22 protein-coding genes and 1 tRNA gene are annotated in these 20,455 nt (G+C 48.8%); all 23 read right to left on the bottom strand.

Annotated features, from left to right (window positions below):
- Positions 1-534: 534 nt before the first annotated feature.
- Positions 535-1,635 carry a prephenate dehydrogenase gene (locus tag KJS69_RS08020; protein ID WP_213583218.1) on the bottom strand — a complete coding sequence of 367 codons (1,101 nt, stop codon included), beginning with the start codon at positions 1,633-1,635 and terminating at the stop codon, positions 535-537.
- 9 nt (positions 1,636-1,644) lie between these two features.
- Positions 1,645-2,745 (bottom strand): histidinol-phosphate transaminase, encoded by a 1,101-nt coding sequence (gene hisC, locus KJS69_RS08015; RefSeq protein WP_213583217.1) that lies wholly within the window; start codon positions 2,743-2,745, stop codon positions 1,645-1,647.
- A 17-nt stretch (positions 2,746-2,762) separates the two neighbouring features.
- Entirely contained in the window at positions 2,763-3,581 is an 819-nt protein-coding gene (trpA, locus tag KJS69_RS08010; protein ID WP_213583216.1) for a tryptophan synthase subunit alpha, read from the bottom strand.
- Positions 3,578-4,774, bottom strand: coding sequence for a tryptophan synthase subunit beta (gene trpB, locus KJS69_RS08005; RefSeq protein ID WP_213583215.1), 1,197 nt, complete (start codon positions 4,772-4,774; stop codon positions 3,578-3,580). The genes trpA and trpB overlap by 4 nt, the downstream gene beginning before the upstream one ends.
- Entirely contained in the window at positions 4,771-5,445 is a 675-nt protein-coding gene (locus KJS69_RS08000) for a phosphoribosylanthranilate isomerase (protein ID WP_213583606.1), read from the bottom strand. Before KJS69_RS08000 ends, trpB begins: the two co-directional genes overlap by 4 nt.
- A complete protein-coding gene (gene trpC / locus KJS69_RS07995) occupies positions 5,445-6,251 on the bottom strand; it encodes an indole-3-glycerol phosphate synthase TrpC (protein ID WP_213583214.1) in 807 nt (268 codons plus the stop codon). Before trpC ends, KJS69_RS08000 begins: the two co-directional genes overlap by 1 nt.
- Positions 6,241-7,281: an anthranilate phosphoribosyltransferase gene (gene trpD / locus KJS69_RS07990; RefSeq protein WP_213583213.1), complete on the bottom strand. Its 1,041-nt coding sequence runs from the start codon at positions 7,279-7,281 to the stop codon at positions 6,241-6,243. The genes trpC and trpD overlap by 11 nt, the downstream gene beginning before the upstream one ends.
- A 69-nt stretch (positions 7,282-7,350) precedes the next feature.
- Positions 7,351-8,904 carry an anthranilate synthase component I gene (gene trpE / locus KJS69_RS07985; protein WP_213583212.1) on the bottom strand — a complete coding sequence of 518 codons (1,554 nt, stop codon included), beginning with the start codon at positions 8,902-8,904 and terminating at the stop codon, positions 7,351-7,353.
- 586 nt (positions 8,905-9,490) lie between these two features.
- Positions 9,491-9,868: a chorismate mutase gene (aroH, locus tag KJS69_RS07980; protein ID WP_213583211.1), complete on the bottom strand. Its 378-nt coding sequence runs from the start codon at positions 9,866-9,868 to the stop codon at positions 9,491-9,493.
- A gap of 5 nt (positions 9,869-9,873) precedes the next feature.
- Positions 9,874-10,968 (bottom strand): 3-dehydroquinate synthase, encoded by a 1,095-nt coding sequence (gene aroB / locus KJS69_RS07975; protein WP_213583210.1) that lies wholly within the window; start codon positions 10,966-10,968, stop codon positions 9,874-9,876.
- A 190-nt stretch (positions 10,969-11,158) separates the two neighbouring features.
- Positions 11,159-11,323, bottom strand: coding sequence for a hypothetical protein (locus KJS69_RS07970; protein ID WP_213583209.1), 165 nt, complete (start codon positions 11,321-11,323; stop codon positions 11,159-11,161).
- A gap of 254 nt (positions 11,324-11,577) precedes the next feature.
- Positions 11,578-12,357, bottom strand: a complete 780-nt coding sequence (locus KJS69_RS07965) for a CheR family methyltransferase (protein WP_213583605.1) — start codon at positions 12,355-12,357, stop codon at positions 11,578-11,580.
- A gap of 49 nt (positions 12,358-12,406) precedes the next feature.
- Positions 12,407-12,850, bottom strand: coding sequence for a nucleoside-diphosphate kinase (gene ndk, locus KJS69_RS07960; protein ID WP_213583208.1), 444 nt, complete (start codon positions 12,848-12,850; stop codon positions 12,407-12,409).
- 381 nt (positions 12,851-13,231) lie between these two features.
- Complete coding sequence (locus KJS69_RS07955; protein WP_213583207.1) at positions 13,232-14,206, bottom strand: polyprenyl synthetase family protein; 975 nt, start codon at positions 14,204-14,206, stop codon at positions 13,232-13,234.
- Complete coding sequence (locus KJS69_RS07950; RefSeq protein ID WP_213583206.1) at positions 14,203-15,066, bottom strand: menaquinone biosynthetic enzyme MqnA/MqnD family protein; 864 nt, start codon at positions 15,064-15,066, stop codon at positions 14,203-14,205. Before KJS69_RS07950 ends, KJS69_RS07955 begins: the two co-directional genes overlap by 4 nt.
- Positions 15,026-15,664, bottom strand: a complete 639-nt coding sequence (locus KJS69_RS07945; protein WP_213583205.1) for a UbiX family flavin prenyltransferase — start codon at positions 15,662-15,664, stop codon at positions 15,026-15,028. Before KJS69_RS07945 ends, KJS69_RS07950 begins: the two co-directional genes overlap by 41 nt.
- 1 nt (position 15,665) lies before the next feature.
- Positions 15,666-16,532: a UbiA-like polyprenyltransferase gene (locus KJS69_RS07940; RefSeq protein ID WP_213583204.1), complete on the bottom strand. Its 867-nt coding sequence runs from the start codon at positions 16,530-16,532 to the stop codon at positions 15,666-15,668.
- Positions 16,533-17,255: a demethylmenaquinone methyltransferase gene (locus KJS69_RS07935; protein ID WP_213583203.1), complete on the bottom strand. Its 723-nt coding sequence runs from the start codon at positions 17,253-17,255 to the stop codon at positions 16,533-16,535. It lies immediately after the preceding gene.
- Between the two features lie 11 nt (positions 17,256-17,266).
- Positions 17,267-18,130 carry a heptaprenyl diphosphate synthase component 1 gene (locus KJS69_RS07930; RefSeq protein ID WP_213583202.1) on the bottom strand — a complete coding sequence of 288 codons (864 nt, stop codon included), beginning with the start codon at positions 18,128-18,130 and terminating at the stop codon, positions 17,267-17,269.
- Between the two features lie 127 nt (positions 18,131-18,257).
- Entirely contained in the window at positions 18,258-18,794 is a 537-nt protein-coding gene (locus tag KJS69_RS07925) for a hypothetical protein (RefSeq protein ID WP_213583201.1), read from the bottom strand.
- Positions 18,795-18,913: 119 nt separating this feature from the next.
- Positions 18,914-19,132: a trp RNA-binding attenuation protein MtrB gene (mtrB, locus tag KJS69_RS07920; RefSeq protein WP_213583200.1), complete on the bottom strand. Its 219-nt coding sequence runs from the start codon at positions 19,130-19,132 to the stop codon at positions 18,914-18,916.
- A gap of 619 nt (positions 19,133-19,751) precedes the next feature.
- A tRNA-Pro gene (locus KJS69_RS07915) sits at positions 19,752-19,825 on the bottom strand.
- A 228-nt stretch (positions 19,826-20,053) separates the two neighbouring features.
- Entirely contained in the window at positions 20,054-20,326 is a 273-nt protein-coding gene (locus KJS69_RS07910) for an HU family DNA-binding protein (RefSeq protein WP_213583199.1), read from the bottom strand.
- Between the last annotated feature and the right edge of the window lie 129 nt (positions 20,327-20,455).

Raw genomic sequence — 20,455 nt, 5'->3', positions numbered from 1 at the left:
AATTAAAAAAAATGTAGAAAAAAATCCAAGGGGGAATTTTCCTAGCCTGAATGCACTTAGTAAAGAGGCCAAAATTAACCCCGCAAAGTGACGTGTGCCTTCGAAGCGTATTCCGTCCGCACCGAGACAGGGTCGGCGTCTAAACCTTCCACTAATCGCGGTCGGTCTTCCTGACTTTTCTTCGAAAGGGGGTTATACATTACTTTGAGGGGAGCCCCGAACTTATAATATATAATGAAAAAAAAATACCGCCGATTATTATCGGCGGCTGCACACAGTGCAATATTTCGGATAGGAGTGGAGAGAAACCATACTGTACTTTTATTATATGAATCCGTTTACATTCTGTCAATGGTTTTTTTGTAAACGTTTTAATTTTTTTGAGGCCGGCCCCAAGCTCTTGAATCTATCTTCCAGCTATCTCTTCCAATGCAACGTCAGAAATTAATCAAGCATAAATATAATAAACCGCCTTATAAGACGGTTTATTAAATCTTGAGTATGAGGTTAGCAAGACTGGTGAAGACCGGATGATTAATAATGAACCGTATACTTTTTTTTCAGCAGCTCTGCCGCCTTCGCAAAATCTTTCTCATTGCCAAAGGAAAGTCTCAGCACTCCGGGAACGTCGGCACGGCTCTCGATAATCTGGATATTGCGCAGGTTGATCCCTTCGCTTCCCAACTGACCGGCAATATTCCCGACAATCCCCGGATGATCAGGAACATCGATGTAGAGGTCATAGTGCGACGTCATAACGCCTTTGCGCCTTTCCGGCAATTGGCTGCGAAACTGTCCGGCCCGGATAAACTCCTGTTCAATCCCGGGGCCATCAGCCGCTTCGAGCATATCTGTAAAACGATCGATCTGATCGTTCCAATCTCTGAGCAGCTTGAGCAGAACCTCCCGATTATTAACCAATATATCCCGCCACATAACCGGATCACTGGAAGCGATTCGGGTAATATCTCTGAATCCTCCGGCCGCCAAACTCTCATAGAGGGGATTGGATTTGTTGTAGGCCGCTATTTGATTAACCAGTGCCACCGCGATAATATGCGGAAGGTGACTGATCGCGCCGACAATATCATCGTGAAGGCGAGGGTCCATACGGATAATATGCGCCCTTGTCCAGCGCAAAAGCTCCTCCAGCCTCCGATAAGCCTCATCGGGCGTCGCCTCCAACGGAGTGAGCACATAGAAGGCATTTTCATACAAATAGCTGGATGCGGCCTCCACTCCAGACCGCTCCGAGCCGGCCATCGGGTGGCCCCCGATGAAATAAACCTCTTTCATTCCAAGCTCTTGCGCGCTCGCCACGACCGAAGCTTTAGTGCTGCCAACATCGGTAATGATGCAGCTGGGCTTCAAGGGCAGAGTCATCAATCGGTCTAAATATTCCTCTAATTTCCCTACGGGAACACACAGAAATATAAAATCAGCACCCAGGGCAGCTTGTTCGAAGGAGGTGGTCGCCTCATCCACGACTTCTCGTTCCAAATATTTTTGAACAGACGCCGGATTAGGGGAATGGCCTGTTACCCATAAGCCAGGCTTTCCTTTAAAGCAAAGGGCAAGCGAGCCCCCCATTAAACCGACGCCATAAATGGCGATTTTCGTTACGTTATCTGTCATAAGTACACTCTATACTTCCGCGGCGACTTCCGACAAAACTTGTTCCAGCGCCTGAATGAATTTTTCGTTCTGTTCTTGACTGCCCACTGTGACTCTGATCTTGGTAGGGAAGTCCAATTGGTGTCCGCCACGGACAATAAAGCCTTGTCGGAGGAGACCGTTAAACACTTCTGCCGCCGGGCGACCCACCTCCACCATAATAAAGTTGCCATGCGCCGGATAGAACGACAGCCCCATTCGCTCAAATTGTTCCGTTAAATAGCGGATACCCGCCGCATTGACTTCTCTGCAGCGGTTAATAAAGGATCGATCATGAATAGCTGCCAGAGCGGCCGCCTGCCCATAGCGGGAAGTGTTGAACGGCTCTCTCACTTGGTTGATAGAGCGAATAACCTCGGGATGTCCTACACCATAGCCAATTCTAAGCGAAGCGAGTCCGTAAATTTTGGAAAATGTGCGTAAGGAAATAAGATTTTTATAAGTACTTAACAATTGGAACACATCCGGATATTCGGAGGTCATGTTATATTCCGCATAAGCCTCGTCCAGGACGACCAGCACATGAGACGGCACCTTGTCCATGAATTCGGCCACTTGGTCATGAGTGACCATAGTGCCGGTTGGGTTGTTCGGATTGCAGATCCAGACCACCTTGGTCCGTTCCGTTATCGCGGCCAGCATGGCGTCCAGATCATGAGTGCCGTCTTTAAGCGGCACTTCAATACAGACAGCTCCTTCTATTTCCGCGTTATGCTTATATTGAGGGAATGTGTGAGAAGCCATGACCGTCTCATCTCCAGCCTCAAAAAAAGCACGCGCGATCATTAAAATCACTTCATCAGAACCTGCTCCAAAAATAATCTGATTCGGCTCCACTCCAAGCTGCTTAGCCAAAGCCTCGGTCAGTTGAACGGCCCCGCCGTCCGGGTAAATGCTTGTATTGGCAATCTCGGCGGCAATGGCTTCTTTAGCCTTCTCGGAGCATCCGAACGGATTCTCGTTGGAGGCCAGCTTGATGACCTCAGTCAAACCCAACTCCCGCTTAACTTCTTCCATAGGTTTACCCGGTTGGTACACCGGTAAATGAACTATATTTTTTTTCGGTTGCACAGCCAACACCCCAATATTCAAAAAATATTATACGCTTTTAATTGTCGCACAAAATCACGAATTTGCAAGAGACCCGTCGTTTTTGTCCCTTGATCACTTAAAAGCGGGAGTGCTTCTTCAATTTTCCGTACAATCGCGCTGCCGACCACTACACCGTCGCATTTTTCGGAGAAGGCAACGACCTGCTCGCGTGACGATATGCCGAACCCAATCGCCACCGGCAGCTCAGTCGTACTTTTAACCGTATCGATGAATTGATCGATGCCCGTAAAGAAGCTCGCCCGGGTTCCGGTCACACCAAGAGAGGAGACACAATAAATAAAGCCGGCGGCCTGCGACGTAATCCGGGCTATCCGATCGTTAGAGGTCGGAGCGACGAGCGGAATCAAATGTATATTATATTTTTTTGACAGTTCCAGTACCTGTTCATTCTCTTCCAACGGCAAGTCGGGAATAATGATCCCGCTGATGTCGTTATCCCGCAGCAAGTCGAAAAAACGCTCCAGACCAAGCTGCAGAACCGGGTTATAATAGGTAAATAAAATAAATGGAAGCTTGCTGCCCTTTTCCCTGCAGTGGCGCGCCGTTTGGATACAGTCCAAAATCGTGACATGATGCTTGAGCGCTCTTTGGGAGGAACGTTGAATGACGGGTCCGTCGGCTAGCGGATCAGAGTAAGGAACCCCCAGTTCCACCATATCGGCTCCTGCTTTTTCCAATTCAAGGATGATGTCGACCGACGTCGGTAAATCAGGATCGCCGACGGAGATAAACGGCATAAGCGCGGTTTCCCCCCGCTCTCTGAGCTCTGCAAAACGTTCGTCAATTAGATTCATTGCTCGTTCCCTCCCAATCTCTTCATGATCGACTCCACATCTTTATCGCCGCGGCCGGATAAGCTGACCACGATAATTTGGTCTGACGTCATGGTCGGAGCGATCTTCACCGTCTGGGCGATCGCATGGGCGCTTTCCAGAGCGGGGATAATCCCTTCCTTACGGCTAAGGAGCTGCAGGGCATCCAATGCTTCCTGATCGGTGATCGGAAGATATTCCGCCCGTCCGCTATCTTTGAGATAAGCATGCTCGGGTCCGATTCCCGGATAATCGAGTCCGGCGGAAATCGAGTGTGCCGGCTGCACCTGGCCATATTCGTCCTGGAGCACATAGCTGAGCGAGCCTTGAAATACACCATGGGTGCCTTTCGTCATCGTCGCGGCATGCTTATCGGTGTCCACACCGTCTCCTGCCGCTTCGGCTCCTATTAACCGCACTCCCTCATCCTGCACGAAGGGATAAAACATTCCCATCGCATTGCTTCCTCCTCCGACACATGCAATGACCAGATCAGGCAGTTTTCCTTCGGCTTCCAGAATTTGCTCCCTTGATTCATCCCCGATCACTCGCTGGAAATCGCGGACCATCATTGGATAAGGATGCGGTCCCGTTACGCTACCAAGCACATAGAACGTATCCTCCACATTGGCGGCCCAGTAACGAAGAGTTTCATTGCAAGCATCTTTCAATGTTTTCGACCCCGAGGTAACCGGAACCACTTCCGTACCGAGCAAATTCATCCGGAACACATTCAACTGCTGCCGTTTCGTGTCCTCTTCCCCCATAAAGACCTTGCACTCCAGACCGAGAAGCGCCGCGATCGTAGCCGTGGCCACTCCGTGCTGACCTGCCCCCGTCTCCGCAATAATTTTCTTCTTGCCCATTCGTTTCGCCAGGACGGCCTGTCCGATGGTGTTGTTGATTTTATGCGCTCCCGTATGGTTCAAGTCCTCGCGCTTCAAATAAATTTTAGCACCGCCCAAATGCTCGGTCAGCCGATCGGCGTAATATAAAGGGGTCGGTCGCCCCGAATATTGTTTAAGCAAGTATCGGACCTCGCGAAGAAATTCGGGATCCTGTACATAATGTCTGTAGGCTTCTTCCAACTCCAATAAAGCGTTCATTAATGTCTCGGGAACATAGCGCCCCCCGAACTGGCCGAACCGGCCGTGTTGATCCGGAACCTGTGTCATCGGCTCTTCACCCTTTCCACAAATTGTTTAATTTTATCGATATCCTTCTGTCCTTCTGTCTCCACGCCGCTGGAGACATCTACGCCATCCGGGTGATAAGCCTGGATCAGTTCCCCTACATTGGACGGAGACAATCCTCCGGCAATAATTAAGCTCATTCCTGCGTTCCGGGTCCGCTCCAGGTATTCCGGTATGACCTCCCAGCCGAACGTTTTACCGCTTCCGCCTCCATGAACGGGATCATAAGTGTCCAGCAAAATCGCATCCGTGAACCCCGCATAAGGGGTGAACAAATTTGCTGAAAAAGCCGTCTGCGTCTTGGATATGGAAATAGCTTTAAAGACGCCGAGCCCGAACGTTTCTTTAACTCGACGGCAAAACTCGGGCGTCTCCCGGCCGTGAAGCTGGATAACATCCAGAGAGACTTCGTTCAGAATCTCCTGAAGCTGCTCCAGGTCGGGATCGACGAACACTCCGACCGCTTGCGGAGTCGAGCGGCCCTTGGCCCGTTCCCGGGCAAGCTCGTCGACCATTTCCGCCGCCTGCCGGCCGGTTACCCGGCGTCGACTTGGCGCAAAAACAAAGCCGATATGATCTATCGGCAGAGAAAGAATAGAGCGGACCGCTTCTACCGTTTGCAGTCCGCAAATTTTAATCGTTGGTCGGGTCATCATCGGACCACCTCGTAGGTCCCCGTCTCCCCGAGCAGATCATGTACGGCTCGCCCGATATCCTTCTGCCTCATAAAATGCTCCCCGATCAATACAGCATGAGCCCCGGCCTCCAGCAAAAAGCTGATTTCCTCCGGCTTGGAAATGCCGCTCTCACTGACGATGTGTACTCCATCGGGAATATGGCGGATCAATGACTCCGTAACTGCCAGATCGGTGACAAAGGTCTTTAGATTGCGGTTGTTAATTCCGATCAAGTCCGCCTCCAATTCCAAAACCCGCTCCAACTCTTCCCGATCATGCACTTCCACGAGGGCATCCAATCCGAGATCCCGGCTGATGGTCAGCAATTCTTTCATCTGCTTCGACGTCAAAATAGCGGCGATCAACAGAACCGCATCGGCTCCGATTAAGCGAGCTTCATAGATTTGCCGATAATCAATCGTAAAATCTTTACGCAGAATCGGAATGGAGACCGCTTCTCGGACCGCCTGCAAATAGGAGTTGCTTCCTTGAAAATATTCCACGTCCGTTAATACCGACAAACAATCCGCATTCGCCTCTTCGTAGGCCCGGGCAATAACGACCGGATCAAAATCTGCGCGGATCAGCCCTTTGGACGGAGAAGCCTTCTTCACTTCCGCAATTAAGCCCATCGCGCGGCTGCGTCCAGCGGCCAGCTTGTGGCCGAATCCCAGGCAAGCCGGCCGGTCTGCGATTTCCCTCTCTGCCGCGCTAAGGGAAAAGTGTCCCTTCAAAACTTCCACTTCTTTGCGCTTCGTCTCTACGATACGATCAAGATACATGGCTTAATTCTCCTGTGCATTGAATTAATTCTTCCAGCTTCCTTCTGCCTTGGCCTGAATCGATAACTTCCGCTGCCCATTGTACACCTTTTGCCAAGGAGGAGCAACGACCCGACACGTAGAAGCACGCTCCGGAATTAGCCAGTACGATGTCCCGGTAAGCTCCCTTCTCCCCATTGAGAATCGAATGGATAATTTCCGCGTTCGCTTTGGCGTCGCCGCCGGCTACATCCTGCAGCGAATAGGTCTGCAGCCCGAGCTGCTCAGGGAAAATCGTATACGTGCGAACCTCTCCGCTCTGCAATTCCGTCACCTGCGTAGGAGCGGAGATGCTGATTTCATCCAGTCCATCATAGCTTGAGACAACCAATCCCCGCTTAAGCTGCAGCGCGTTCAGCACATGAGCGAGCAGCTCCGTTTTGGAACGGTCGAATACGCCTAGCAATTGGCGATCGGCCCCCGCCGGGTTCGTTAAAGGTCCGAGCAGGTTGAACACGGTCCGAACTCCAAGCTCCCTTCGCGGTCCTGCCGCATGCTTCATCGATGGATGATAGTCCTGCGCAAACATAAAACAGATTCCGATCTGCTCCAGGCAGCGGGCGGCCTGCAAGCTGTCCAACTGAATGTTGACGCCGAGGATCTCCAGCACATCGGCGCTTCCGCTGCGGCTGGACATGGCCCGATTGCCATGCTTGGCTACGCGAATTCCGCCAGCGGCTGCAACAATTGCGGAAGCGGTCGAAATGTTGAACGTATTCTTACCGTCTCCCCCGGTCCCGCAAGTATCCAGCAGCTCGTATTGCTCCGTACTTACGCGATGGGCCTTGCCTCGCATCGATTCTGCAAAGCCGGTAATCTCGTCTATCGTTTCGCCTTTCATCGCCATGGCGGTCATCAGGCTGCCGATCTGTGCGGATGTCGCTTCCCCTTCCATAATGGCCGACATGACCTCGCCGGCCTCGTTCCGCTCCAGGTTCTGCCCCGCTATTACTTTGGCGATAGCCAGCTTAATCTTTCCTTGTTTATTCATGTTCTCATCCCCCAAATCGGATTATCGATTGCCTCCACAGGCAGGAAATGTAAGTCTTGAGATGGATGGTTAATCCTTGCTGCCGACAATATAGTAATCTTGGTTCGCCTCCATCTCTTCGTCCTCGCCTCCGAACATGGCTTCCGCCATACGGATCGACTTCAACAAAGCTTTGGCCTTATTAGTCGTCTCCACATATTCGTTCTCCGGCACGGAATCTTGGACAATCCCCGCTCCGGCTTGAACATAGGCTTTGCCATTCTTGAACACAATCGTGCGAATCGTAATGCAGGTGTCCATATTGCCTGAGAAGCCTAGATAACCGATCGCACCGGCATAAGTTCCGCGAGCTTCATTTTCTAGTTCGGCTATGATTTCCATTGCTCTTAATTTCGGAGATCCGGATACCGTTCCAGCAGGAAGACAGGATATAAAGGCATCAAAGAAATCTTTGTCCGGACGAAGCTTCCCCGTCACATTCGAAACGATATGCATCACATGGGAATACCGCTCCACCTCCATAAAAGAATCGCATTGGACCGAGCCGAATTCCGCTACCCGCCCCAGGTCATTGCGCCCCAGATCGACGAGCATGATATGCTCCGCCCGCTCCTTCTCGTCGGCCAGCAGCTCTTTTTCCAGAGCCGCATCTTCTTCCGGTGTTGCCCCTCTGGGCCTCGTCCCGGCAATCGGGCGAGTCTCGACCTTGTCTTCCTCTACCCGGACCAGCAATTCCGGAGAAGTGCCGACAATGATCTCGTCCTCCATTTTCAAATAATACATATAAGGAGAAGGATTCATCGTTCTGAGCACCCGATAGACATGAAGTGGAGAGACATCGGTCTCGATTTCGAATCGCTGGGACAGGACGACTTGAAAAATATCGCCGGACCGAATGTATTCTTTAGCTTGATCGACATTGCTCATAAACTCGGCTTTAGTGACGTTGGAGCGGATTTCACCCAGATCGACATCGTCTAGCATCCCATGCTTTGCCAGAGGCATTGCGGGGAACGGTTTTTGCAGCCTCCGGACCGTCTCGTCAATTTTGCGGCAAGTACTGCGATAGGCTTCCGCCAGTTCTGCTTCCGTTGCTTGAGACGGGACATGAACATTCGCGATCACTTTAATTTGCTGCTTGAAATGATCGAACACGATGACCTGATCGCAAAACATGAACTGAATGTCGTTCATTTGCAGATCATCTTTACGATGAGCCGGCAGGTCCTCATAATACCGGAGCAAATCATATCCGAAGGAGCCGACCGCCCCTCCCGTGAAGCGAGGCATGTCATTAAAATGAGGGCTCTTATAAGAGGAGAGACAATTTTTGAGAACGTCCAACGGTTTCTCCCGTGATACTTCCGTTTCCCGTCCCCGAGTGACCCGGATTTGGCCGTTCTTTGCCTTCACGGTCATGAAAGGATCCGTTCCGATAAAAGAGTACCTCGCCCATTTCAAGCCGCCCTCGACGCTCTCAAGCAAAAAGGCGTTCGGCTCGTTGCAAAAATGCTGGAATAGCCGGATAGGGGTTTCCACATCGGCCAACAAATGACGAACGACGGGAATGAGGTTATACGTTTGAGCCAGCCGGGTTACTTCTTTGAACTCTGGACTATACATTTGCATCTCTCCTCTACTCATCAACACAAAGTTACTTTCTATATACTGGGGTACTAAGAATGCGATCATTCCGTTCCGAAGGAAAGTGCCTCCGAAGCTTCAAACATCTAAACTATCTCCCCAAAAAGTGAAGATGAGCTTCGAAGCGATTCCAAGTACTTTTCGGGGACCCCGAAACAACAGATTCCTTATTTATGGGATGGGCCTTCGGATGGTAGGAATACAAAGCCAAAACTCGCCCTGGAAGCATCTTTCTTTCTCCTCTTCATGATCTATGATTTCTTTAGTGCCGCGTATAAAAAAGTTGAAACAAATAAAAACAGCCTCTACTGGCCGTAGAGGCTGTTAATGTATGGTTTAAGTAAAATAGGAGCGACTAAAGAAAAGCAAACAAACGTAATGAATCCAAGATTCGTTACACGTGCCGCATATTCTTGTCTTCTCTCAACTCATCTCTACTCAAACTCTGCTCAACTAGTCTCTACTCAACTAAACTCTCTAACTTAACTTTAGTTCAAAGGGTATCTATAAAAAGCCCTTTCGAACTTATGTTACCTATCAATATACAGGAGACCGGCTTGACTCGTCAACCTTTTTTTTCCGCAATAATATCCGGGCGCAGCGCTTTGGCCCCATTCAAAAACACATGCTGGATTTCGTCCTGACGTTTGCTCGTATTGACATGCACCATCAAGCGAATACATTTAGGCAAGCTCGGCTGAACGGGAATTTCCAAGGAGCACATCAAAGGCACCAGTTCCCATCCCGGCATTTGCCGAATAGCTTTGGCCGGAAATGTAGCGGTCAAATCATGTGTAGTCGTAACCAGCACACTGCAAATATCTTCCGGATGCACATCGTTCTTGGCAACCAGCTCGTTCATTAATTCCACCGCAGCTTGTAAAATTTCTTCCTCTTCGTTGTTATGGACTGTCGTTGCCCCGCGAATTCCCCTAACCCACATAGTTGTTAATCCTCCCGTTTCAATTGTTCCACAGTTTCCCGTACCCATTTCACTGAAACCTGTTTATTAATCTCTACGCTGCCAATAGCTGTAGGAATAATGAAAACCATCGTTCCTTCTCTAAATTTCTTATCATGCATGATCGCAGACATAATTTGATCCGTATCCAAATGATTCGGAAGCTTGGTTGGAAGCCCAAATCGCGCCAAAATCTGCTTGGTCTCATGGTAGATCGATTCCGGATGTCCCAGCTTGACCGCTAATTTCGAAGCTCCGACCATGCCTATCGATATCGCTTCCCCATGCAGCAGCTCATTATATCCGGCTACCGCCTCCAGCGCGTGTCCGATCGTGTGGCCCAAATTAAGTATGGCCCTCAGTCCATTCTCCCGCTCGTCCTGCGAAACGACAGCAGCTTTAACCTGACAGCCCCGATACAGAGCATTTCCCAGCACTTCCGGCTCCAGTGCAAGGAGTTGATCCGCATGATCGCGGCACCAATCCACGAAAGCAGCATCCCAGATCAAGCCATGTTTGATCACTTCGGACAACCCGGCGCGAATGTCCCGATCAGGCAAGGTTCGCAGCGTCGACGTATCGTACAGAACGAATTCGGGCTGGTGAAAAGCTCCAATCACATTTTTGGCCAGCTTGTGGTTGACGGCCACTTTGCCTCCGACGCTGCTGTCGTGAGCCAATATCGTCGTCGGAATCTGGACAAAGCGCACACCCCGCATGTAGCTGGCGGCCGCGAATCCGGCCAAATCCCCTACGACGCCGCCGCCTAAGGCGACAATAGTGGAATTGCGGTCTAACCCCGCTTGCAATGCTTTCGTAACGATCTCCTCGAGGACGGCCAGCGATTTGGAAGACTCTCCCGGAGGTACGGTCATCGTGATTATCTGATAACCCCCATCGCTTAACCGTTCCTGAACCGGAGCTAAATGATGTACAGCCACATGTTCGTCTGTCACGATCATAACGGGAGAAGCTTTACGAATTCCATGTTTATCAAATATTTCCGCTATTCCTTCTATAATTCCTTCACCGATATAAATAGGATAAGAACGTTCGCCTAAATCGACCATTAGCTCTTTCATTATATAACTCTCCATTTGCTTTGTATTGTCCCGATATTGATCTAATGTAAACCTTAGCGCTTTAGCGCTTTTATGTGCTAATTATAGTATAGCCGATTCAGTTTGACAAGACGGTCGCTTAAGCAAAGACAAAAACACGCCAAATGACATTAGTCACCGGGCGTGCTTACTGGACTGCGGGCACTTTCCTTCAACCGTTCAACGATTGCCTTGGAATGGAACGCGGCCGGTCCATTCCCTGGGGAGCGCTAACCATTCCCATAACTTCCAGGGAGTCAATCCCCAATATTTGTGCGCACTCTTTTATCGTAATAAATCCTCTTTGGTAGGCTTCAATAACCTTTCTTTTGTCCAATGAATTCCCTCCTGCGAGCTTTCCGGAAGGAAAGCTTTCTTCGTAAGTTGAAGCTGAGTTACATGGCGGCAAAGCCGTCATCCGCTTTCCGGTGATAGCCGGCCTTGTCAGAAGCCTCTGCTTTACGTTCTGGAGCGATAAGGAGAGCCTGATTAGATTCATACATTCCCGCTAGAGCAGGGTGTGTACCGTAAACGCATACAGAGCTCTTCATATTCAGTATTGGAACAACTTGAAAAGATTATACTTGATAGCTACAGTTTTTTACGATAGAAGAATGTGTCGGCCGGCTCTAATCCGAATTTGCCCGGAGAAAATATTTGTTCCGTACTGCCAACAAATAAAATCCCTCCCGGTTTAAGCGCATCGGAAAACTTTTGATACAAAAGCTGCTTCGCTTCTTCCGTGAAATAAATCATGACATTCCGGCAAATGATCAGATCGAAATTTGCATCAAACCGGTCCTCCAGCAAGTTCTGCTTACGGAAATCAATCTTCCGAAACTTCTCTCTTTGAATTCGGTAACCGCCATTTTCCTTGTCAAAATATTTGTTCAACAAGGGCTTGGGAACTTCCTTTATCGATCGCTCGGAATAAAGACCTTCTTGAGCTTTAGCCAGCACGCCCTCATCCAGATCGGTCGCCAACAATGTTGCGGAATCCAACGCTTGAAGCTCATGCAGAATCATCGCCAGTGTGTACGGCTCTTCACCGGTAGAGCATGCGGCGCTCCAGCATTTAAGACGTCCTCCCTGTTGAAGCATAGCGGGAAGAAATTTTTGCTGCAAAGCCTCCCACCGATTCGGATTGCGAAAGAACTCCGATACGTTGATCGTCATCCGGTCCAGAAACTCGTCCAATAGAGCCTTATCCGACGACATCTTCTCGAACAGCTGCTGGAAGGTCGTAAACCCTTTTTTCATCCGAAAGGTACTCAGTCTGCGCTTCATCTGGACTTCTTTATATTGATTCAAATCAATTGCGGTCAACCTCTTCACGTTCTCCGTAAAGAGCGCAAAGTCTCTATCCTCCAACAAGTCCGGGCTCCTCTCCCCATCGCTTGATTGCTATCAGGTTTGACGGCTAAATCCACTGATTGATCGCTTTGTCGTAATTAGTTATTTCTTCAGCAGTAAAGAAATTGTTGATTTCGCGCTCGGCGCTTTCCGGAGAATCGGAACCGTGAATAAGATTCATTCCTGTATGCAGAGCAAAGTCGCCGCGAATCGTTCCCGGCTGGGCATCCATCGTATTCGTTTTGCCTACCAGAAGACGAGACAGAGCGATGACCTGATCCCCTTGCCATACCATGGCAAATACAGGACCCGAAGTGATGAAGCTGACCAGTTCATCATAGAATGGCTTGCCCTTATGCTCTGCATAATGAAACTCCGCCTGCTCACGAGAAATAACCATCAGCTTGCCGGCTGCCATTTGAAATCCTTTTTGCTCGAAGCGTTTGACTATTTCTCCAATCAACCCGCGCTGAACTCCATCGGGCTTGACCATTAAAAATGTTTTTTCCATTTAGAATCACTCCTGTGCATTATTTATTCGGTAATAAAGATTGATTTGCGTCGTCACAAATATATATGTGGCACTAAAGAAAGCTATCATTCCGTTCCGAAGGAAAGTGCCACCGAAGCTTCAAACATCATACTCCTTCCCCAAAAAGTGAAGTAAGCTTCGAAGCGATTCCAGGTACTTTTCGGGGACCCCGATTCAACCCATCATTCCTTACTCATTGGATGGGCCTTCGGATAGTAGGAATACAAAGCCAAAACTCGCCCTGGAAGCATCTTTCTTTCTCCACTTCATGAGCTTTGAAATCTTTAGCGCCGAGCATATAGTATAAGACGAGTCTCCTTAATCTTTAATTCCAACCTGTCCATTATCAAAATCGTTTATTCAATAAGAGCGGTCCCCGACAAAACGGGCTACCCGAATTAGATCATTCTTGGCCTGAATGTCTGGCAGGGAGGCGAGAGCCTCTATCGCCCTGCCGATATAGCGGGAGGCCAATTGATCCGCCTTGCGAATCCCTTCGCTGCCTCGTACGATATCGAGAAACCGGCTGACGTCCGTCTGACCTTCCGCTGCGCGGATTCGCTCCAGCTCCTGCAGCAGCGGCTCCCGAAGCTTATCCTCCTGCAGCGCGTATAGAATCGGCAAGGTAATGTTCCCTTGCTTGACATCGCTGCCTGGCGGCTTGCCGAGCTCTTTCTCGGTTCCGGTAATATCCAGCAAATCGTCGCGAACCTGAAACGCCATTCCTACGTTATATCCGTACCGGTAGAGCTTGTCGGACACTCGCTCCGGCGCTCCGGCGGCAATGGCCCCTAATTGGCAGCTGATCGCTATAAGCAAAGCCGTCTTTCGCTTGATTCTTAACAAATAATTACGAAGCGTCTGTCCGGTATGGAAGAAATACCGGATTTGCTCCATCTCTCCAATGCACAATTCAACAATCGCCTTGGACATGATTTGATGAATGACAGGATTTGAAAGCTGGGTCGCTACCCCCAAAGCTTTGGCAAAAATATAATCCCCCGTATACATCGCAATCCGGTTATCCCACTTGGACTTGACGGTTAATTGTCCGCGGCGGGTGTCGGCATCGTCAATCACATCATCGTGAACAAGACTGGCCATATGAATAAGTTCCATTGGAATAGCTATGTACTTCAGTTTATCGAGATCGTAATTCCCAAATTGACCGGCAAGCAGCACAAATACCGGCCGCAGCCTTTTCCCCCCGGCCTTCAATAAATGGCTGGAGGTTTCCCGCAGCTGGGGATGCTCGGAATAAACGCTTTTGAGCAATTCTTTTTCAAGATAATTTAAATCTTTTTTGATTCTGGCGTAAATATCTATTATTTTCATTCGTTCACCTGTATGACGGAATTATCGTGCCAGATCTTGAGCGATACCGGTTCCTCCAGCAAGCCGAGCTCCCATCCGTATTGATAGTACAAACGGAGTCCGTCCCATTGAGCCGGCCCAAAATCGTAGGTGAGGCGCTCAAAATATTGCTGCCAATATTGCTCGGTTCCACCGATGGCCGATTGGGCGTCGCGAACCATATCTGCGGAATTTGCCAGTCCTTGTTCCTTGCTCCAGCAAAAAGCCTCATAGATCCGTCGGACGACGTCAGGTTTATTGCGCATCGCCTGTTCCCGTACCGCCCAGACGGCGAATGTCATAGAGCGTCCTGTCCAATGCTTCCACAGCTGCCCCAGATCGGTAACATGGTAGCCCGGATTGTTCCAGTCGGCACGAATGGCATCATCCCCGATCAACAGGGCGGCATCAGTCTCTTTCATCATATCATTTAAGGATGGCGAAGCATAGGAATACGTCGGCTGTCCGCCGTAAAATTTCGCAATGATGATTTTTAGGAGATTGACGGAGCTGGCTGAAGTTGTAGGCAGAGCAATTGTTCCGTTCACAATTTGTTCCAACGGCTTACGGTGAAAAAGCAGAATCGAACGGACTTTGCCGAAAGCGCTCACGGATAAATCCGGAAACAATACGCAATCCTTATAGTATTGCCCGTAAGCAAAGGAAGAAATCGGTCCCATATCGATCTTACCCTCTGCCAGTGCTTTATTCAAGCTGGTAGGCACCTGCAGGAGCAGCTCGACCTCTTCCTGAAAACGATCCATCGGAAAGTAATAAAAAATCGGCCAAACGTTCGTGTAGTTAATTCTCCCTATCCGAACTTTTTCTCGATTGTTGTCCATTCCCTTCTCCCCATCTTATATACAAGTCGTGTTCTATCTCCATAGAATCCAATACTTTGCCAACCATAAAATCTACCACTTCCTCGAGCGAGGACGGCTTCTGGTAAAACCCTGGCATTGCCGGAATGATCCGTACCCCCATCTTCGCCAGCGTCAGCATATTCTCTAGATGAATGGCGTGAAGAGGGGTCTCTCTCGGCACGAGAATCAGCTTTCTGCCTTCCTTCATCATGACATCGGCTGCACGCTCCAGCAAATTGTCCGAGGACCCTCTCGCAATGCCCGACAAGGTACCCATCGAGCAAGGAATGACGACCATTCCTTTGTTCAGAAAGGTTCCGCTGGCCACGCTGGCTCCAATATCCTGAATCGGATGGTAGATCAGTTCACCCGGATAATCGGCAAAAACCTGCTGCAGCGTATCCCGCCGGCGGGGAGAGGCGCTCCAATCCAGCTCATCATGCAGCACCCGCCAGCCGGCATCCGATACAATCAGATGCACGGTCTCGCCCCTGGCCAGCAGTTCCTCGCAAAGGCGGACGCCATAAAGCACACCGCTCGCCCCGGTTATCCCGATGACCCACTTTTCTTTTCTCACTTTATAACACCACCAAGTCGATTAACGTAAAAATGAATACAACGACGCTTAGGACGCCGTTCATCGTGAAGAAAGCCGTATTTAATCGGGACAGGTCCTTGGGTGAAACGATCCAATGTTCATAAAATAGAATCAGATAAGAAATCAGGAGGCCGATAAAATAAATCCAGCTTAAATCTGTGATGAAAAACAAGGCACCCAAGCCGATAGCCGTGATCAGATGAAATGATCTGGCGATCCATAATGCTTTAGCCACCCCAAAGCGGCTGGGAATCGAATGAAGCCCCTCGTCCCGATCAAACTCCATATCCTGACAGGCGTAGATCACATCGAAGCCGGCTGTCCAGAATGCGATGGCTACATAAAAAATGAGAGCGGTCCAAGTAATTTCTCCGGTGACTGCAACCCATCCTCCTAAAGGCGCGAGGGCAATGGTCAGCCCCAGAATAATGTGGCAGCTCCAGGTAAAGCGTTTGGTGTAGGAATAAAATACAAGAAAAAAGACCGCTATCGGCATCAGCTTCATAGCAAGCGGATTTAATTGGGAAGCAGCGATGAATAGAACGACAAAAGAAATTAGGATGAACACATAAACTTCTTTGGACGAAAGCAATCCCGCGGGAATAGCTCTTCCTGCCGTTCTCGGGTTTTTCTTATCAATCGTTCTGTCGATAAGACGGTTCAGCCCCATCGCCGCGCTTCTCGCTCCGACCATCGCTGCGGTTACCCAGCCGATCTGTCCCCAACTGGGGAAGGCTCCGAACATAACGAACGCCCCGAGCAATGCTCCCATGTATGCAAAGGGCAGGGCGAACAAGGTATGTTCAAACTTAATCATATCTAGAAAAATCTTCACTTTGTTAAGCATTTACGGTTTCACCTGCGATATACCGGGTTTAGTCCCTATATGTAAGGCTGCGATGCCCCCGGTTAATGGGTATGCTTGAACGTTCACCAATCCGATCTCCTCAAAAATAGCAGCCAGCTGCTTATGATCCGGAAAATGAGCCAGCGATTCGGGAAGCCATTTATACTGCTCGTATTTCTTAACGATCAATTTACCGAGCAGGGGCAAAATATACTGAAAGTAAAAAAAATAGATAGCTTTAAAGGGCTGCCAGGTTGGCTTGGACAGCTCCAGCGAAACAACCTGACCGCCGGGCTTGACGACTCGCTGCATTTCCTTCAGGACCTGCCTGAAATCGGGAACATTGCGCAAGGCGAAACCAATCGTCGCATAATCGAACGTATTATCGTCATACGGAAGCTTCATGGCGTTGCCATGAACAAGCGAAATTTGCTTGTCCATTCCCAGCTTGTCTATTTTGTACGCTCCGTAATCAAGCATGTTCTGGCTAAAGTCCAGCCCCACGATGTCTCCTGTCCCGCTGGCCTCTGCCAAGCTGATCGTCCAGTCGCAAGTCCCGCAGCAAATATCAATCGCACTATTCCCGGTCTGCACATTCATCTTCTGCATCGTAAACTTGCGCCAGTATTTATGGCGATTAAAACTAAGAATGCTATTCATGAGATCGTATTTAGGAGCGATGCTTTCAAAAACGGAGTGAACAAACTGTTCATTCGGCTTCATCCTGTTTCACCTCATATTTCTTCCAGCAGTTGAGGCCTGCCGGCATAACGGTAATAGGTTTCTCGCAGCCGAGTCAGTTCCTCCGACAAATTCGACGGCTCCAGCCTGCGGATGCATTCCTTCAAGTAGTCCAACTGTTCATTAAGCATGATGGACAGCTTATCAATAATATGATTACGATCCAGCATAGAGCGGATCGGACCCGCTTCCGCCTGCTCGGACAATAAATAAGAGCGCTCTTCCTTGGTTCCAAACTGCAGCATATGCCAGAACCCCCAGCTGTTGCGAAAATGGTTCGGCGTCTCTGCACGCAATATTTCCTTCACGAGCACTTCGCATTTGGTAAATCCGGTCAATATTTCCGGCCAGAGCTTCCGATGCCCTTCCGAGATCATCTTGCTGAAGGACAGGAATAGCTGAGTTTTAATATTGACGGATTGCCGCAAATATTCTTCCGCCGTCAGCTTTAAATGCTTCATTTGCAAATAGAGATTCATCTTCATCCGGTTGACCTCACAGATCGAAAGAGACAGCTGTCGGATCATATCAATCTGCCCCGCCTGCGACAGAAGATTGTAAAATCTCGAACTGAAATAAGCGCCTGCCAGCACCTTTAATTGGCGTGAACGGGCTTCGTTCTGTTCTTTAAGCTCGTTCGATTCGGGGACCTGATCATGCGTATCCAGCGCGATCTGAACGAGCGAAGTCACTAAAGCAAATAAATTGCGATTATCCTCTTGAATTCCTTTGGCATTCAAAAAAGCAAGCAGCAGTCTTGCCCGGGATTCCGGAAAGTCAGGCAGGGAAGTATGACTCTGGATCATATCATACTCCATGTACGGCTTTGCCATTTCTTGAATTCGAGATTTTGTCATATGCCGCCTCCGAACATACCAATTGCTTGTTAAATACAACATATAATTATAGCATAACCTGACAGGCACCGTACAATCAACGTTTCGGCAATTATTACGAAAAAGTGAACGAAACCAAAATGCTCACCTAGTAAGCGTACACGTCCTTCCACTTCTGGGTGTAAGTAAGACGAAAGTTCGATTGCAAATATTGCCGGATATCCTGACCGCTCATCCCCCCCGTCGAGGCTTGCCCCTTCGCGTTGTCCTTGCGGGCATCCATCGCAACCAGCAGTGAGCCGTTGCGCTCGCGGCTAACGCTCGAGGTCTCCATCACCCTAATCAGCACCTGACTGACATTCGTATGATTCTGCAAACCAAATTTAGTCAGCTCGTACAGATCATGATAGACGCGGCTGGCTGTTGATCCAGTGGGCGCCCCCAAGTCGACTGAGAGAATGGCATTGTTCCAGTCCACTCTGCGAATCGTTAGCTGGAGAGGCAGCTGAGTCATTTTGTCAACCAGGTTTATATCCGTTAAACGGTTTGAATGAGCTTCCTTGAAGACAGAGAGTTCGTCCTCATTCATGGAATTAAATTTATCCCATTGAGGCAATATGCTGAAAATCAGCGCGAATGCGGCCGTAACAAGACAGGCCGTCAGAATGGTGGCTGGCCATTTCATAAAGGGACCTCCTTATTGGGTTCCAGGATAAGGATTAGAAGAGGCTAAGCCCAGCTTCAGAAATTGATTCCTACCACCATTGTACAACGAAAAAAAGCAGGCTATGCCTGCAACTGCAATTATTCTTCTGTATCCATAACTCCGTACCTTGTCATAATTGTCGCTTTGCCTCTTACTTTGACCGCAGAAGTATGCTCGGTAAATTGCGCGATCAAAACCTCTCCTTTATCCAGCTTCTCCGTATGATGAAACCGAGTATCGTTGCCTCTAGTCAATCCGATCACATTCACACCGTTAGCTTTCGCTTTAACAATGAAATAATCTCCCTGGCTATTCATTAAGATCGGCAGCCTCCCACAATGAAAGAATCACTTCTAACCTTCCAATAGTCTGGTGAATTAAAGTTGCACCTTTGCCCTTATTTTGAAGGGGGACGTGCATTGCCCCTTTTCACCACTCATCTAATGATGCTAGAAAAACAGGGTTATGTCAATCCAAGTGCAAGTCAAAGCGGGATAAAATGAAATAAATAAAGGTTCAGAACGATATTCGCTCCTTGATTTTGACTAGTCTTTCCTTGACACATATTCCTTGGCTGTCTAGATGTAAATTCTACAGTTAGTTCTTGCTTTGTTCGCTAGATAGCCAAACTAAATGGAAAAATTGCCGTTAGAAATGGGGATAGAGATGAATTGGTTAGATGGAGTCCAAACTAGCTGTATGATTTCCAGTTGAATTAACAAAAACCGTCTGATTCGGCTTATTTACCTGTATAGAATCCAGTTAGTTTGGCGGTATGCCACGCGCTGATATCAAGGTTGTGCCTTAATACATTCAATATAATTAGTGGCATTAGATTTGCAAGAGATAACTACCCTGGGCTGGTTTTTCACTTAGTAAAAAACAAACGCTTCTTCAACCGGACTAATCCAGTCAAAGAAGCGTCTTGCAGTAAGATCGGAGTAACAGGATTTGAACCTGCGACCTCACCCACCCCAAGGGTGCGCGCTACCAGGCTGCGCCATACCCCGATATGGAAGCTGCAAAAATTAGTATATCTGCTCCTGCCCAGTAAGTCAAGACCTTATTCCCGCTTCTTTACTTCTTGTCGCGGTTCCTCCTGCTTTCTTATTTTCCGCACAAGAAAAAACGCATGATGGTTAACAGCATGCTTACGAGACGCTATCCAGAGCATAGAAAAAACCGTGCGCGATAAAGCGGCACGGTTCTCGATATCCAATATGTAAAAAGGAGATTCCTTATTGGATTCCATCTCTCAGTGCTTTCCCTGGTTTGAATGCAGGTACTTTGCTAGCTGCGATATCGATTTCTTCACCCGTTTGCGGATTCCGGCCTTTACGGGCGGAGCGCTCGCGAACTTCAAAGTTTCCAAAGCCTACCAGTTGAACTTTATCTCCGCTTTTTAATGCATCGGCAATCGCATCAAAAACTGCTTCAACCGCTTTGGTTGCATCTTTTTTGGACAATTCGGAAGTTTCAGCCACTTTGGCAATCAATTCGGATTTATTCATAATCTTTCACCTCCTCTACAAATAAATAACGTCCTTACTCCATGTGTTAACGGATTACTCACAAATTATACGTATTTACAAGGAAAAACGAACAAATTTATAGTAATACACCTCAGTCGCATTTTCAAG

The sequence above is a fragment of the Paenibacillus sp. J2TS4 genome, from assembly GCF_018403245.1.
Taxonomy (GTDB): Bacteria; Bacillota; Bacilli; order Paenibacillales; family NBRC-103111; genus Paenibacillus_L.
Note: the sequence above shows the minus strand (reverse complement) of the source record. Positions and strands in the feature narration are given on the sequence as shown.